Annotated in this window: 15 protein-coding genes; 5 read left to right on the top strand and 10 right to left on the bottom strand. The window is 71.8% G+C overall.

The genetic code is table 11. The features are described 5' to 3' along the window. Positions 1–53: 53 nt before the first annotated feature. A complete protein-coding gene (locus H343_RS0110120; RefSeq protein WP_037903140.1) occupies positions 54–1043 on the top strand; it encodes a class I SAM-dependent methyltransferase in 990 nt (329 codons plus the stop codon). A gap of 27 nt (positions 1044–1070) precedes the next feature. On the opposite strand, the gene H343_RS0110115 is transcribed toward H343_RS0110120, so the two are convergent. Next, positions 1071–1898, bottom strand: coding sequence for an alpha/beta hydrolase (locus tag H343_RS0110115; RefSeq protein WP_078505384.1), 828 nt, complete (start codon positions 1896–1898; stop codon positions 1071–1073). A gap of 150 nt (positions 1899–2048) precedes the next feature. Between H343_RS0110115 and H343_RS29970 the strand changes: the two genes are divergently transcribed. Then, positions 2049–3170, top strand: coding sequence for an adenosine deaminase (locus tag H343_RS29970; RefSeq protein WP_037903138.1), 1122 nt, complete (start codon positions 2049–2051; stop codon positions 3168–3170). A 100-nt stretch (positions 3171–3270) separates the two neighbouring features. On the opposite strand, the gene H343_RS0110105 is transcribed toward H343_RS29970, so the two are convergent. The 5 genes from H343_RS0110105 to afsQ1 form a co-directional block, all read right to left on the bottom strand. Beyond that, positions 3271–3468 carry a PspC domain-containing protein gene (locus H343_RS0110105; RefSeq protein ID WP_028431029.1) on the bottom strand — a complete coding sequence of 66 codons (198 nt, stop codon included), beginning with the start codon at positions 3466–3468 and terminating at the stop codon, positions 3271–3273. 78 nt (positions 3469–3546) lie between these two features. Next, positions 3547–4167, bottom strand: a complete 621-nt coding sequence (locus H343_RS0110100) for a VanZ family protein (RefSeq protein ID WP_028431028.1) — start codon at positions 4165–4167, stop codon at positions 3547–3549. 107 nt (positions 4168–4274) lie between these two features. After that, entirely contained in the window at positions 4275–4925 is a 651-nt protein-coding gene (locus H343_RS29965) for a hypothetical protein (protein WP_037903136.1), read from the bottom strand. Further along, entirely contained in the window at positions 4922–6712 is a 1791-nt protein-coding gene (locus H343_RS29960) for a sensor histidine kinase (RefSeq protein ID WP_037903334.1), read from the bottom strand. The genes H343_RS29965 and H343_RS29960 overlap by 4 nt, the downstream gene beginning before the upstream one ends. A gap of 89 nt (positions 6713–6801) precedes the next feature. After that, positions 6802–7479, bottom strand: coding sequence for a two-component system response regulator AfsQ1 (afsQ1, locus tag H343_RS0110085; protein WP_078505381.1), 678 nt, complete (start codon positions 7477–7479; stop codon positions 6802–6804). Positions 7480–7762: 283 nt separating this feature from the next. Between afsQ1 and H343_RS0110080 the strand changes: the two genes are divergently transcribed. After that, positions 7763–8578, top strand: a complete 816-nt coding sequence (locus tag H343_RS0110080; protein ID WP_028431026.1) for a SigE family RNA polymerase sigma factor — start codon at positions 7763–7765, stop codon at positions 8576–8578. A 242-nt stretch (positions 8579–8820) separates the two neighbouring features. Here H343_RS0110080 and H343_RS0110075 read toward each other — a convergent pair whose 3' ends face one another. From H343_RS0110075 to deoC, 4 genes are all read right to left on the bottom strand, one after another. Further along, positions 8821–9507: a hypothetical protein gene (locus H343_RS0110075; RefSeq protein WP_486586847.1), complete on the bottom strand. Its 687-nt coding sequence runs from the start codon at positions 9505–9507 to the stop codon at positions 8821–8823. Positions 9508–9611: 104 nt separating this feature from the next. Continuing rightward, positions 9612–10598 carry an aldehyde dehydrogenase family protein gene (locus H343_RS0110070; RefSeq protein WP_078505328.1) on the bottom strand — a complete coding sequence of 329 codons (987 nt, stop codon included), beginning with the start codon at positions 10596–10598 and terminating at the stop codon, positions 9612–9614. Further along, positions 10591–12030: an aldehyde dehydrogenase family protein gene (locus tag H343_RS0110065; protein ID WP_028431023.1), complete on the bottom strand. Its 1440-nt coding sequence runs from the start codon at positions 12028–12030 to the stop codon at positions 10591–10593. Before H343_RS0110065 ends, H343_RS0110070 begins: the two co-directional genes overlap by 8 nt. A gap of 8 nt (positions 12031–12038) precedes the next feature. Further along, positions 12039–13022: a deoxyribose-phosphate aldolase gene (deoC, locus tag H343_RS0110060; RefSeq protein WP_051264903.1), complete on the bottom strand. Its 984-nt coding sequence runs from the start codon at positions 13020–13022 to the stop codon at positions 12039–12041. A 192-nt stretch (positions 13023–13214) separates the two neighbouring features. On the opposite strand from deoC, the gene H343_RS29955 reads away from it, so the two are divergent. Together H343_RS29955 and H343_RS0110050 are read left to right on the top strand one after the other, a co-directional pair. Next, positions 13215–14129: a PH domain-containing protein gene (locus H343_RS29955; RefSeq protein WP_078505326.1), complete on the top strand. Its 915-nt coding sequence runs from the start codon at positions 13215–13217 to the stop codon at positions 14127–14129. Between the two features lie 385 nt (positions 14130–14514). Continuing rightward, on the top strand, positions 14515–14925 hold the full coding sequence (locus H343_RS0110050) for a hypothetical protein (protein ID WP_028431021.1): 411 nt from the start codon (positions 14515–14517) through the stop codon (positions 14923–14925). The last annotated feature ends 33 nt before the right edge of the window (positions 14926–14958 follow it).

The raw sequence follows: 14958 nt of genomic DNA, 5'->3' as shown, positions 1-14958 counted from the left end.
CGCAGGCTCCCCGCAGGGCACGCAAGCGGAGCCGTACGGACGAGGAGTACCGCATGAGCACACACACCGGACACGAGGGCGGCGAGGGCGACGGGCACACCGGCCCCGGGCAGGGGCACGGTGGCCACGGCGGTCACGGTGGCCACAGCCACGGCCACAGCCACGGCCACGGCCACGGCGAGGAGGACATCGACTGGGAAGCCATGGCCGAACACCTGGAGAGGGAGGGCGAGATGCGCCTCCCCTTCGTGGAGGAGGCGGTGGCCTGGCTGCGCGGCGTGCTGCTGGAGGGCGGCTGCGGCCCCGACACGTGCGAGCGGCTGCTGGACGTGGGCAGCGGCCCCGGCGTCCAGACCAGCGTGTTCGCGCACGCATTCCCCCAGGCCGAGACCGTCGCCGTGGACGGTGCCGCCAGCCTCCTGGAGCGTGCCCGTGACCGCGCGGAACGGGAGGGCGTCGCCGGGCGCGTGCGGACGCTGCAGGCCCAGCTTCCCGACGAGCTGGGCAGCCTGGGCAGCGCCGACCTCATCTGGACCAGCAACGTCATGCACCACATCGGCGACCAGCAGGCGGCCCTGGACGCCCTCGCCGGAGCGGTGCGTCCCGGCGGCCTCCTGGCCGTCGTGGAACGCGGCCTGGCCGCCCGCTTCCTGCCGCGGGACATCGGCCTCGGACGTCCGGGGCTCCAGACGCGGCTGGAGGCGATGAACGAGGACTGGTTCGAGGACGAGATGCGCGCCTCGCTCCCCGGCCACACGCAGACCGTCGAGGACTGGCCCGCCATGCTCGCCCGCGCCGGCCTCACCCCGGCGGGTACGCGCAGCTTCCTCATCGACCTGCCCGCGCCACTCGGAGCCCCGGCACGGAAGCACCTGTACGCGGTGCTGACCCGGTCCCGCGAAGTGCTGGACGAGCGGCTGGAGCCGGAGGACATGCTCGTGCTGGACGCGCTGCTCGACGAGGAGGCCCCGACGGGGATCATGCACCGGCCGGACGCCTTCTACCTGGAGGCCGTCACTGTCCACACGGGCCGCGCGTCCTGACGTCCCGGCGCCCCCGCCTCCCGGCTGTCAGCGCCGCAGGCTGCGCCCGAAGCCCGTCGCGAGCGGCATCCGCAGACCGAGGGGCGGCGGTGCCGCCATGGCGTCGGTCAGCGGACGGGCGAACTCCCCTCCACAGAGCGTGCCCAGCACGAAGTTCTCAGCCAGCGCGGCGACTTCCGTGTGGTGCTGGCGGAGTCCGTGGCCGTCGGTGTGGACCTCGAACCGGCACACGTCCGCGTTGACCTTCTTGGCCCGTTCGGCCAGACGGTAGGAGAGTTCGGGGTCCGTGTGCCCGTCGTCCGTGCCGTGCACCAACAGCACCTGCCTGCCGATCAGTTGGCGTACGGGTTCCGCGTGCTCCTCCTCCCGCGCGGAGGAGGGGCGCCGGGTGCCGGCAGCGCTGCCCGCCCCGTCCCCAGCGGCGGGGAGCCACGGGGAGAGCGCGAGCACGGAACCGACCGCCGGGTGGCCGGCGGCGCGCAGTGCCGCACGTGCCCCCACGTCCACCCCCGCCAGGCAGACCGGTACGTCGCCGTAGCGGCGGACGACCTCGGTCACGGCCCATTCCGCGTCGCAGGCGGGGTGTGCCGCCTCGCCGTTCCAGCCGCGGTAGCGGTAGTGCACCACGTGCGCCACCAGTGAGGCGTCCGGCTCGCCCTGCTGCGCGGCCCGTACCAGCCGCCGTGCCAGGGGACGCAGCGCCGCGGCGGCGACCGCCGAGCGCCGGCGGAGGCTGTGAGCGGTGCCGCCTCCCGGCAGCAGCAGAACGACGGCGTGCGGTGCCGACCCGGACCCGTCCGCGCCCATCGCCCGCCCCAGTCGGGCCTCCCGCTCGGGCAAAGCTTGCTGAGCCATGGGAATGACGATGGCAGAAGCGGACCGGTGCGTACGGTGCCTCGGGATCACCATTGCGTATCGAACGGGCGCTTGTCCCTCAACGACCGGCGGCGAAACGGAAGTTGTGGTGCAGATGCCATCTACGCGCGTAGGAGCTAGAGTACGCGGATGACGAGCCAGACCCTCAACACGATTCCCACCCCGCAGCAGATCCGCCGCGCCCCGAAGGTGCTGCTGCACGACCACCTCGACGGTGGTCTGCGGCCCGCCACCATCGTCGAGCTGGCCCGTGAGACGGGGTACGAAGCACTTCCCGAGACCGATGCCGAACGGCTGGAGAACTGGTTCCGCGCATCCGCCGACTCCGGTTCGCTGGAGCGCTATCTGGAGACGTTCTCGCACACCGTCGGCGTCATGCAGACCAGGGAAGCCCTCGTCCGCGTCGCCGCCGAGTGCGCCGAGGATCTCGCCGCCGACGGCGTGGTCTACGCGGAGGTCCGTTTCGCCCCCGAACAGCACCTGGAGCAGGGCCTCACCCTCGAAGAGGTGGTGGAGGCGGTGAACGAAGGCTTCCGCGAGGGCGAACAGCGCGCACGCGCCGAGGGCAACCGCATCCGCGTGGGTGCGCTGCTCACCGCGATGCGGCACGCCGCCCGCGCTCTGGAGATCGCCGAACTCGCCAACAGGTACCGGGATGTGGGCGTCGTCGGCTTCGACATCGCGGGTGCCGAGGCGGGCCACCCCCCGACCCGTCACCTCGACGCGTTCGAGTACCTCAAGCGGGAGAACAACCACTTCACCATCCACGCCGGGGAGGCGTTCGGTCTGCCGTCCATCTGGCAGGCCCTCCAGTGGTGCGGTGCGGACCGGCTCGGGCACGGGGTGCGCATCATCGACGACATCCAGGAGGACGACGCCGGTTCGGTGAAGCTGGGCCGCCTCGCCTCCTACGTACGGGACAAGCGCATCCCGCTGGAGCTGTGCCCGTCCTCCAACCTCCAGACGGGCGCGGCCGCTTCGTACGCGCAGCACCCCATCGGGCTGCTGCGCCGCCTCCACTTCCGCGCGACGGTCAACACCGACAACCGGCTGATGAGCGGCACGAGCATGAGCCAGGAGTTCGAGCACCTGGTGGAGACCTTCCGCTACACGCTCGACGACATGCAGTGGTTCACGGTCAACGCGATGAAGTCCGCGTTCATCCCCTTCGACGAGCGTCTCCCGATGATCAACGAGGTGATCAAGCCCGGGTACGCGGAGCTGAAGTCGGAGTGGCTCTTCGGCGGCTGAGGCGGGGCGTACCTCGGGCGGCGGCAGCGGCACGCGAACGGGCCGGGCCGCGCACCCGCGAAGGTGCGCGGCCCGGCCGTGTACGCGGAGCGGTCCGCCGTTACCAGGCGGTCCGCTCCTCCTCGTTGGGGAGCAGGATCCACAGCGCGATGTAGAGAAGGAACTGCGGGCCGGGCAGCAGACAGGACAGTACGAATATCAGCCGCATCGTGTTGGGCTTCATGCCGAAGCGGCGTGCCAGTCCGGCACACACACCGCCAATCATCCGGCTGTCGCGCGGGCGGGCAAGTGCGGGCATGACGTGACTCCTTCACTACGGGGTGCTGCCAGTGATCGTGTTTCCACGCTATGCGGGCTCACACCTTCCGGCATCGGGCTAGGGGGCGATGCCGACCCCGGCTGTTCTGGGGGATGCACCCTGACCCGCGTCCTCCCGGCGGAGGAGCGCGTCCTGCGCGGCGGGCCCGCGGAAGGAGGCATGGGGAGCGCTTCCTCGTGCGGCCCCGCCCGGACCGGGCGCGAGCCCGGCACTGCGGCGCAGCCGCGCCCGCAGCGGCGGAAAGGCCAGCAGACAGGTGAGCGCGATCCCGGCGGTGTTCAGCAGCACCGAGTCCACATCGACCACGTGTCCGGGCACTCCGGACTGAAGCAGCAGGACCATGGACGAGATCAGCGAGCCCCCGGCGACCGTACGCGCCCAGGTGCCCGGCAGCGGGGCCAGGAGCCGTCCCGCCGCCAGCGGCATCAGCACGCCCAGCGGCGCCAGCAGCAGCAGACCGCCGGCGAGGTCGGCGAGCGCCTCGGGTGAGCCGGCCGCCAGATCGGAGCGGATCGTGGCCAGGGGCTGCAGGTTCGCGGGGGCCACCCACGGCACCGACAGCGGGCGCAGCGCCAGCCAGCCGGCGAACGCCAGATACGCGCTCAGCAGGACGGTCCCTGCGAGGCGGATTCGGTAAGCGGGAGCGGCGGTCCCGCCGCCACGGCCATGGCGCTGCACACCATCAAGGACGCGGCCCCTCCGGTCGCGGTTCCGGGCGTTCCGGGCGTCGGGGGCACGGGGCGTGGCGGACGGCACGGAGCGGCGGGCGGCAGGCGTGGCGCTCCTCAGGCCGTCGTTCCCGCTGTGGCGGCGGCCTCGGGGCGCGTGCGCAGCTCCGTACCGCAGTCGAATCGCTGCGGCGGATCGCCCTCACCGGCGCCGTCCCCCTCGGCGGGCCCGCCGAGGAGCACCGACTGGTCGGTGCCGGACGCCGCGGTGTCCGTGTACGTGCAGACGATCTGCGCCAGTGCGAACTCGGGAAGATCGCGCAGCGGCATGCTCAGCCGCAGTGCGCCCGGAGGGTCCTCCTCCGCGGGGCCCTGGACCGTCAGGTGGCGGGGAACGGCCGTCCTGAACCCGGCCGCGTCCTCCTCGGCGTCCGGTGGGGCCTGCAGCGCGTCGAGGAGCCCGCGGGCGACGGGCAGCCGCTCGGAGTCGTCACCGTCGGGCAGGGCCACGCGGCGTTCCACGGGAGAGACCCGGGAGCCGCACGCGAGATACACCCTGACCGGCAGGTTGCCCTTGCCGGCCTCGCCGGCCGTCTCACGGTCGCCGGGCAGCACACAGCTCACGCGCGAGGGCGCGGCACCGGCGTCGACGGGCACGGACGTGGGGCGGATGCCGCAGCCGGAGAGCAGCGCGCCGGCCACAGCCAGGCACAGGAACGCACCGCTCGCGCTGCGTACGCGGGTTCCGAGGAGCTGTGTGCCGCTCACCGTCCGTCCCTCCTGCCGCCGTCGCCGTCGTTGCTGCCGTCGTCGCTGCTTCTGCCGCTGCCGCCTTCGCCGTCGGTGTCCCCGTGTCCGCGCGCGTTCCGTCCGCCCTGGTCGCGTTCTCTGCCGCCTCCCGGCTCACCCCGGGATCCCCTGGCCTCACGGGCCTCACGGGCCTCACGGGCCTCACGGCCCTCGCGCTCGGCCGCCGCTTCCGCTTCCTCGTCCGCCTCGCCGCCGTCCCCGGCGGTGGGCCCGCCCGTATTGCGCGGCAGACGGAGCGTGAAGACGGCGCCGCCCTCCGGCGAGGGGTCGTTGCGCACGGAGATCGAGCCGCCGTGGATGTGCGCGTTCTCCTGTGCGATGGAGAGCCCCAGACCGCTGCCCTCGGACCTCGGCCGGGACGCGCTGGCCTTGAAGAATCGGTCGAAGACGTGCGGCAGCTTGTCCTGGGGGATGCCGGGCCCCCGGTCCGCGACCTCGATCAGCAGCTCCCCGTCGCCCGAGCCCGAGGCGGAACCCGGGCCCGAGCCCGCCGCCGGGTCCGCTGCCTGCCGCGGCTCCTGCGTACGCACCGAGACCCGGACCGGCGAACCACCGTGCTTGAGCGCGTTGCCGATCAGATTCGCGAGGATGACGTCGAGCCGGCGCGGGTCCAGCCGCGCCATCAGGCCCCGGTCGGCGTCCAGTTCGACCGCGTCCAGCCAGGCACGCGCGTCGATGCAGGCGGTGACCTGGTCCGCCACGTCCACGTCGTCGAGCACGAGCTTGGCCGTACCGGCGTCGAAGCGGGTGACCTCCATCAGGTTCTCCACCAGATCGTTCAGCCGCCGGGTCTCGCTGACCACCAGCTGCACCGCCGGCGCGATCATCGGGTCGAGGTTGTCCTGCTCCTCCTCCAGCACCTCGGTGACCGCGGAGATCGCGGTCATCGGTGTCCGCAGCTCGTGCGACATGTCGGCGACGAAGCGCCGTGAGGACTCCTCCCGCGCGCTGAGGTCGGCGACCCGGCTCTCCAGTGCCTCCGCGGTCCGGTTGAACGTCCGGGAGAGCTCGGCCAGTTCGTCTGTTCCCGAGACCCTCAGCCGGGTGTTCAGCTTGCCTTCGCCGAGCCGCCGCGCGGCGTCACCGAGCCGCCGTACGGGCCGCAGCACAGTGGTCGCCGCGGCCTGCGCCAGCAGCATCGCACCGACCAGGGCCAGGCCCGTCGCGATGCCCAACGACCAGGCCAGGGAGCTGAGATCGTCCCGCTCGGGCGCCAGCGACTTGCGCATGTAGCCCGAGGGCGTCGGCCCCTCGCCGATCATCTTCGCCCCGCCGACCAGGAAGGGCTCGTTGCCGCCCTCCTCCGTCGTGCGCTGCCAGTAGAGGTGGTACGAGTGCCTGTTGTCGCTGTCGACCGGCCGGCGCTTGCCCACGGCCGTACGCAGCGCTCCGGGCACGTCCCGCATGGTGAACGCGTCCTGGTCGGAGGCGGCCGTGCACGGCGCCCCCTCGGCGTCCTCGCCGGTGAGCAGGACTTCGTAGTTCTGCGACGTGCCGGCCATCTTCTCGGCGGCTTCGCGCAGTTGGCGGCAGTCGTAGCGGCGGGGCAGGCTTCCCGCGTTGTCCTCCATCGACTTGCGGAAGTCGTTGAGCGCGGCGTTCTGCGTCCGCGTGAGCACCGCGTCCCGGTTGAGCCAGTAGGCGATCCCGGACGCCGAGACCGCCGCCGTCAGAGCCACCAGCGCGAAGACGACGACCAGGCGAAGCCGAAGCGTCGGCAGCACACCCGCGAGCCGGCCCCGCACCCGCTGTCCGCGCCGCTCCCGTCCCCGATGCTCCTGCTCCCGCTTCTGCTCCCGCTCCTGCTCGGGCGACCTCGGCCGTGCCGGGTCCGTCACTGCGGAGCGTCCAGCCTGTATCCGACACCGCGGACGGTACGGATCAGCGTCGGCGACGACGGCACGTCCTCGACCTTCGCCCGGAGCCGCTGCACACAGGCGTCCACGAGGCGGGAATCACCGAGGTAGTCGTGCTCCCACACCAGCCGCAGAAGCTGCTGACGGGAGAGTGCCTGTCCGGGCCGCCTGCTCAGCTCCAACAGCAACCGCAGTTCCGTGGGCGTGAGTTGCAGGTCCTCACCGCTCTTCGTGACGGTCATCGCCGAACGGTCGATGACCAGGCTGCCGAAGGTCGCCGCGTCGTTGGACTCGCGCTCCCCGCGCCGCATCACCGCGCGGATGCGGGCGTCCAGCACCCGGCCCTGCACGGGCTTGACGACATAGTCGTCGGCGCCGGACTCCAGCCCGACGACCACGTCGATGTCGTCGCTGCGCGCGGTCAGCAGAATGATCGGCAACTGGTCGGTGCGGCGGATGCGACGGCACACCTCGAAGCCGTCGATGCCCGGCAGCATCACGTCCAGGACGATCAAGTCGGGCCGCTGCTCGCGCAGCAGCTTCAAGCCGTCCTCACCGGACGCCGCGGTCACCACGCGGTGCCCCTGACGGGTCAGACCCATCTCCAGGGCGGTACGAACGGCGTCATCGTCCTCGATCAGCAACAGGAAAGGCACGCGGGCCATTCTGTCCCATGCCCCCCTCCCACTTCGACCGTGCGGTACCCCTCGGTGGTCTCCTGCCCTGCGCGATCCCCGCTCCGGCCGCCCCGCAGGAGCCCGGGGGGAGCCCCGGGGGAGCGGGCCGTCACACCGGGCGGGACGGCCGTGCACGGCGGAGGACACGCCCTCTCCCCGCCTTGTGACACCGCTGTGACAGACGACGGACGCCGCGATGAAACTGCCCGTGCAGTGTGTACGACATCAGCAAGCGACCGGTTCGGCCCGAGGGGGGCGCGAGATGAACACACTGCACAGCAAAAACATCAGCGCAGTCATTCACACGCGCCTGCACACCCCGACGGTTCCCGCGAACCACGTCGCGGAGAAGTCCGGTGCTTCCGCCAAGGCCTCCACCGCGGGGGCCACCAACGGGCGGGGGTGCCTCGGGGGCACCCCCCGCCCGGGAAGTCACGGGGGAAGCACCGGACGCGTACGTCCGCCGCACATCACCGCGGTGGAGGGCCTTCGAGGGGAGGCCCGCACGGGGGACGGTGCGTACAGGGAGGAGCCGGGAGCGCGGCAAGAGGGAACGTCCGAGGCGGAGTTCACCGCCTACGTACGTGAGCGCCGCGCCTCCCTGTACGCCACCGCATACCACCTCACGGGGGACCGCTTCGAAGCGGAGGACCTGCTCCAGAGCGCGCTGTTCTCGACGTACCGCGCCTGGCACAGGATCAGCGACAAGGCGGCCGTCGGCGGCTATCTGCGCCGCACCATGACGAACCTGCACATCAGCGCGTGGCGCCGCCGCAAGCTGAACGAGTACCCGACCGAGGAGCTGCCGGAGACCGCCGGCGACCAGGACACGATGCGCGGCACCGAACTGCGCACGGTGCTCTGGCAGGCGCTCTCCCGGCTGCCCGAACTCCAGCGCACGATGCTGGTGTTGCGCTACTACGAGGGCCGCACCGACCCGGAGATCGCCGAGATACTCGACATCAGCGTCGGCACGGTCAAGAGCAGCATCTGGCGCACCCTGCGCCGGCTGCGCGAGGACGAGGTGCTCAGCGTCGGCCGGGACCGGGACGAGTCCTTCGGTGAACTGGTCGCCTAGTGAGCCGAGCCGGACGGCGTCCGGCCGAAGAGCCTGAGGACAGGGCCGGGGGGCCCTGACGGGGGACCGCAGGAAGGGGCGTGGGGGCGCCCCGGGGGCGGGGGAACACGGGGGAGCACGGGGGAAGCGGGGGATCACGGGGACCCGTCGGGGGACGGGTGACAGAGAGCGGGTACGGGCAACCGGGGGGTCTGCCTGTACCCGCTGTCTGCGTCGTCACCGGGCCCGTATCCGTGCCGGTCTCACATCGACGTGCGTACGCCGCTCGCCGCCCGCAGCCGCCCTATCCGCTCCGCGGCCTCGTCCCGGGCGCAGGGATACGCGCCCAACTCCCGGTGCCGCGCGACGATCGCACCTTCCGCGCGCAACAGACGCCACCCCCGGCGCAGCAGGAAGGGCGCCGACTTGCGCCCCTCGCGCAGATCCCGCAGCAGGCGGCGCCGGAACGTGGTGGACGGGCGCCCGCGCAGGCAGATCGCGTCGGCGAGCAGGCCCAGTTCGCGGCAGCGCTCCATGATGTCCGCGGCGAAGAGGCCCTCCGCCATGAACAGCGGCGACGAACCGAGGGTGAGTGTCTCCGAACCGACGCGCGCGCTCTGCGAGATGTCGTAGAGCGGAACGGTCGTCTCGCCCTCGGAGCACAGCTCGCGTACCGCCGCGAGTGCGGCGTCGGCGTCCCAGGACCGCGCCGAGTCCCAGTCCACGCCGATGCCGTGCGGCAGCAGGGGCAGCGTCGGGTCTCCTGCCTCCTTGTAGAAGTCGTCCAGCCGCAGGACGGGCAGCCCGCTGCGCTCGGAGAGCCGGGACTTGCCGGAGCCGGAGGGTCCGGTCAGCAGGATCACGCGGGGCGAGCGTGAGGTGTCATGGGGATCGGTCACGAGAGACCATTGTCGGCCATCCGGCCCGCTGCGTAACCACTCGGTCGGCATGCGGGAACGCGCCCCTCACGCGCCAGGAGGTCCACCGCCTCGTAGACCTGACGCAGACCGTCCGGGCGGATCGCGTTGCTCCCCGCCCGTCGGGCCCGCCCGCGTCAGACGCCCATCGGGTGCCAGACCGTCTTCGTCTCCAGGAACGCCAGCAGCCGGGACGTACCCGGGTCGGCAGCCCAGTCCGTGGTCCCGGGGGCCGGGCGCCGCACCCGCTTGAGGTTGTCGGCGGCGGCCTCCTCCAGCTCCTTGGCCAGCTCCGCATCCGTCGAAGTGCCCGCGAGATCCATGGCGTTGACGTCCTGGTGCGCGGCGAGCGTCGCGGCGATCTCACGTGTGCGTCCGGAGAGGACGTTGACCACGCCGCCCGGCAGGTCGGAGGTGGCCAGCACCTCCGCCAGCGACAGAGCGGGCAGCGGAGCCGCCTCCGCCGTGACGAGCACCGCCGTGTTGCCCGTGGCGATCACGGGGGCGAGCACCGAGACCAGGCCCAGCAGCGAGGACTCCTGCGGCGCCAGTACGGCCACCACGCCGGTCGGTTCGGGTGTGGAGAGGTTGAAGAAGGGCCCGGCGACGGGATTCGCGCCGCCCGCGATCTGCGCCACCTTGTCGGTCCAGCCCGCGTACCAGACCCAGCGGTCGACGGCCGCGTCGACCTGTGCAGCTGCCTGTGCCGCCGACAGCCCTTCCGCGGCGGCGACTTCGGCCGTGAACTGCTCCCGGCGTCCCTCCAGCATCTCCGCGACGCGGTAGAGGATCTGGCCCCGGTTGTAGGCCGTCGCACCGGACCAGCCGCCGAACGCCTTGCGTGCGGCGGCGACCGCGTCCCGCGCGTCCTTGCGTGAGGACTGCGGGGCGTTGGCCAGCCGGTTGCCCTGGGAGTCGGTCACCTCGTACACCCGTCCGCTCTCACTGCGCGGGAACTTGCCGCCGACGAAGAGCTTGTAGGTCTTCAGTACATCGAGCCGCACCGGCGTACGCGCAGGCTTCCGCGATGCCGTGGAGGCCGCCGGGGCGGCCTTGCGCGGGCGCGAAGCCGCCTGTGTCCCGGCCTTCTCGGCCTGCCCGGTCTTCTTGGAGCTGTCAGACATCGAGGTAGGCCTCCAGACCGTGACGGCCGCCCTCGCGGCCGAAGCCCGACTCCTGGTAGCCGCCGAAGGGCGAGGTCGGATCGAATTTGTTGAACGTGTTGGCCCAGACGACGCCCGCCCGGAGCTTGTTGGCCATGGACAGGATGCGCGAGCCCTTCTCCGTCCAGATGCCCGCCGAGAGTCCGTACGGTGTGTTGTTGGCCTTCGCAACGGCCTCGTCCGGTGTTCGGAACGTCAGTACGGACAGCACGGGCCCGAAGATCTCCTCGCGGGCGATGCGGTGCGCCTGGCTGACGCCCGTGAAGAGCGTCGGCGCGAACCAGTAGCCGTTCCGCGGCAACTCGCAGGGCGCGGACCAGCGTTCGGCGCCCTCGGCCTCGCCGGAGTCGGCGAGGGCGGTGATACGGGCGAGCTGCTCGGCGGAGTTGATGGCGCCCACGTCGGTGTTCTTGTCCATCGGGTCGCCCACGCGCAGCGTGGCCAGCCGCCGCTTGAGCGCCTCCAGCAGCTCCTCCTGCAGGGACTCCTGCACCAGAAGCCGCGAACCGGCGCAGCAGACCTGCCCCTGGTTGAAGTAGATGCCGTTGACGATGCCCTCGACGGCCTGGTCGACGGGGGCGTCGTCGAAGACGATGTTGGCGCCCTTGCCGCCCAGTTCGAGCGTGAGCTTCTTGCGCGTACCCGCGACCGTACGGGCGATCTGCTTGCCCACGGCGGTGGAACCGGTGAAGGCCACCTTGTCGACGCCGGGATGGCCGACCAGCTCCGCGCCCGCCGAGCCGTCGCCCGTGAGGATGTTGACGACACCCTTGGGCAGACCGGCCTGGCGGCAGACGTCCGCGAAGAAGAGCGCGGAGAGCGGCGTCGTCTCGGCGGGCTTGAGGACCACGGTGTTGCCCGTGGCGAGGGCGGGCGCGATCTTCCACGCCAGCATCAGCAGCGGGAAGTTCCAGGGGATGACCTGCCCGGCCACCCCGAGGGGCCGGGGGTCGGTGCCCATGCCCGCGTGGGCGAGCTTGTCCGCCCAGCCCGCGTAGTAGAAGAAGTGGGCCGCCACCAGAGGCAGGTCGGCGTCGCGGGTCTCGCGGATCGGCTTGCCGTTGTCCAGTGTCTCCAGGACGGCCAGTTCACGGGCGCGTTCCTGGATGATGCGGGCGATGCGGAAGATGTACTTCGCACGTTCGGTGCCGGGCAGCGCCGACCAGCCGGCGAAGGCGGCGCGTGCCGCCCGCACCGCGGCCTCCACGTCCTCCGTGCCCGCCTGTGCGACCTCGGAGAGCACCTCCTCGGTGGCGGGGGAGACCGTCTTGAAGACCTTGCCGTCGGCCGCCTCGCGGAACTCGCCGTCGATGAACAGCCCGTAGGAGGGGGCGATGTCGACGAGTGCGCGGGACTCGGGCGCGGGTGCGTACTGGAAAATCTGGTCTGTCATGGAGTGCCTCAGTCCACCGTCACGTAGTCGGGACCGGAGTAGCGGCCGGTGCTCAGCTTCTGGCGCTGCATCAGCAGGTCGTTGAGGAGACTGGAGGCGCCGAAGCGGAACCAGTCGGGGCTGAGCCAGTCCGGCCCCGCCGTCTCGTTGACCACCACCAGATAGCGCAGGGAGTCCTTCGCGGTGCGGATGCCGCCCGCGGGCTTCACGCCGATCCGGGTGCCGGTGGCGGCGTGGAAGTCGCGCACGGCCTCCAGCATCAGCAGCGTGTTCGGCAGTGTGGCGTTCACCGCGACCTTGCCGGTGGAGGTCTTGATGAAGTCGGCGCCGGCGAGCATCGCGAGCCAGGATGCGCGGCGGATGTTGTCGTACGTCGACAGCTCGCCGTTCTCGAAGATCACCTTCAGGTGGGCGGGTTCTCCCCCGGCCCGTGCGCAGGCCTCCTTGACGGCCTGGATCTCCTCGAAGACCTTTCCGTACCGGCCGGAGAGGAAGGCGCCGCGGTCGATCACCATGTCGATCTCGTCGGCCCCGGCGGCCACTGCCTCCCGGGTGTCGGCGAGCTTTACGGACAGGGCGGCGCGTCCGGAGGGGAACGCGGTCGCGACGGAGGCGACCTTGATCCCGGTGGCTCCGCTTGCGGCCAGCGACTTGCGGGCCGTGGCCACCATGTCGGAGTAGACGCAGATCGCGGCGACCTGCGGGGTGGTGCGGTCGCTCGGGTCGGGGTTGCTGCCCTTGGCGCACAGGGACCCCACCTTGCCGGGGGTGTCCGCCCCTTCGAGGGTGGTCAGGTCGATCATCGAGATCGCCAGGTCGATGGCGTACGCCTTCGCCGTGGTCTTGATCGATCGGGTGCCGAGGGTCGCGGCGCGGGCTTCGAGTCCGACGGCGTCGACACCGGGCAGGCCGTGCAGATAACGGCGCAACGCGGCGTCGGACGCGGTCACGTCCGCGAATGCGGTAGAGGTGGGCGCAGAAGACACAGTCACAAGGGGAGCATATCTACACGCGTAGCTACGCCGGTAGGGGCCAGAGGGGCCGGGATGCGGAGCATGCGGCGCCGGGTGCGGTCGCGGGGGTGCGGGGAGGGCCGCGGGAGGCGCGCCGGGCCGGGGAGGAGGCGCAGATCGATGCCGAGCCGCAATGCCCGCCATGCGGACGGTCCGGCAGAATCGGTCCCCATGAGTAGCGAGTCCCGACCAGAGCGCGGGCCCGGGAGCGGACAGGAGTCCGAGGACGGGCGCGCGCCGGAGCACGAGCGCGTCCGCGAGAACGAGCCCGCAGACCGCGCCGACGCCGAGCGCGTGGAAGAGGCCGGCACGGAAGACCGGGCCGAGGAGGCACGTACGGAACCGGCCCGCACGGAACCGGCACCTACCGGACCGGCCCGCACGGAAGATCCGGAGCCCGGCTCCGCGTCCGTATCCGGTCCCGGCCCGTCGCAGGAGCCCGAGACCCCCGCGTACGCCGACCGCTGCTACCGCTCACCCGGCGCCCTCGCGGGCGGCATTCTGCTGCTCCTGCTCGGCGTCTGGCTCGCCGCCGACGCCTTGGTCGGCGGCACGAACCACACGCGCCTGACCGCTCTCGCCGGGCTCCTCTTCGCCGTCCCGCTCGTGGTCGCCTACACGCTGCGGCCCGCTGTCTACGCCAACCCGCAGCGGATGCGCGTACGGAATCCCTTCCGCACCATCACCGTCCCCTGGGGCGCGGTGGAGTCCGTCCGGTCCGGCTACTCCAGCGAAGTCCTCGCCGACGGCGCCAAGTACCAGCTGTGGTCCATCCCGGTCTCGCTGCGTGCCCGCAAGCGGGCGGCCCGTCAGACCGAACGCTCGGAACGTGCGGCCTCCGGCGGTGCCGCGCCGGCCCGGCCCGGCGGGCTGTTCGGGCTGGGCGGGACACCCGGCGACGCCGTGGCCGACGGCAGCGAGAAGAGGGCGCCCTCCGACCAGGCCGTCGACGAACTGCGGACGCTCGCCGCGGACCACGGTGAGAGCCCCGCCGCGCAGGGCGAGGTCACGGTCCGCTGGGCGTACGAGATCGCGGCCCCCGCGCTGGCCGGGGGCGTAGCCCTGGCGGTCCTGTTCGCGAGCTGACGAGGGTCAACCGCGCCCGGCGATTCCCGGCCCGGGCGTGACCCGATGGCTGCCGCGTCGTTGCGTACGGCCCGGAACGTGCTGCCGCCGGGCCGTACTCGGCTGTTGAAGTGCCTCTCCCGCGCCCGGTGCGGGCTGTGCGCGGGGTCGCCGGAGACACCGGCGGCATCGCTCGTAAGGGTGAAATGCCCTGTGGGGCAGGGCAGTTGGTGAATCGATTCTCTGATGCCCCGCGAGGCTGCGCATGAAATTCGAATCAAGAACGCATATCGTCATGAAAATCGAGTTCTCTTGTTCTTCCGTCATTTGGTGAGGAATCTGGTCGACATCGCCCGTATCGGGCGATCGGCCAGCAGGCCGAGTGACGAGAAAGTGAGAGACAGAAGTGAAGATCCGTAAATCTCTGGCAGTGCTGGGGGCGAGCGCCGCGATGGTGCTCGGGCTCGGCGGAGCCATGGCCCCCGCTGCTCACTCGGTTCCCTCATCGTGGGGGGACGACGCCACCTACACCCAGACCGACCTGCGGACCGGTGTCTCGCGGGCCGGGATGGCGATGGAAGCACCCGGCGGCCAGGCCGTCTCCGTGCCGAGGAAGTCAGCCGCGCTGCGCTGCTGGAACCCGAACCTCTCCGGCCGGACGTTCGCCGTCTCGTGCTCGGGCAGCAGGTGGTACGTCTACACGGACTGCTCGAACGACCGCCGCTACACCGTCGGGCCGCTGGCCGGCGCGAAGCGCGTGGCCATCACCTGCCCGGCCGGTACCCGGGCCGAGCGCGGCGGCGCGTACGGCTACTGAGCCGGACGGCCGCTGAGCCGGACGGCCGTTGAA

This window comes from Streptomyces sp. TAA204 (assembly GCF_000424965.1).
This window is presented reverse-complemented; position numbering and strand designations above follow the sequence as displayed.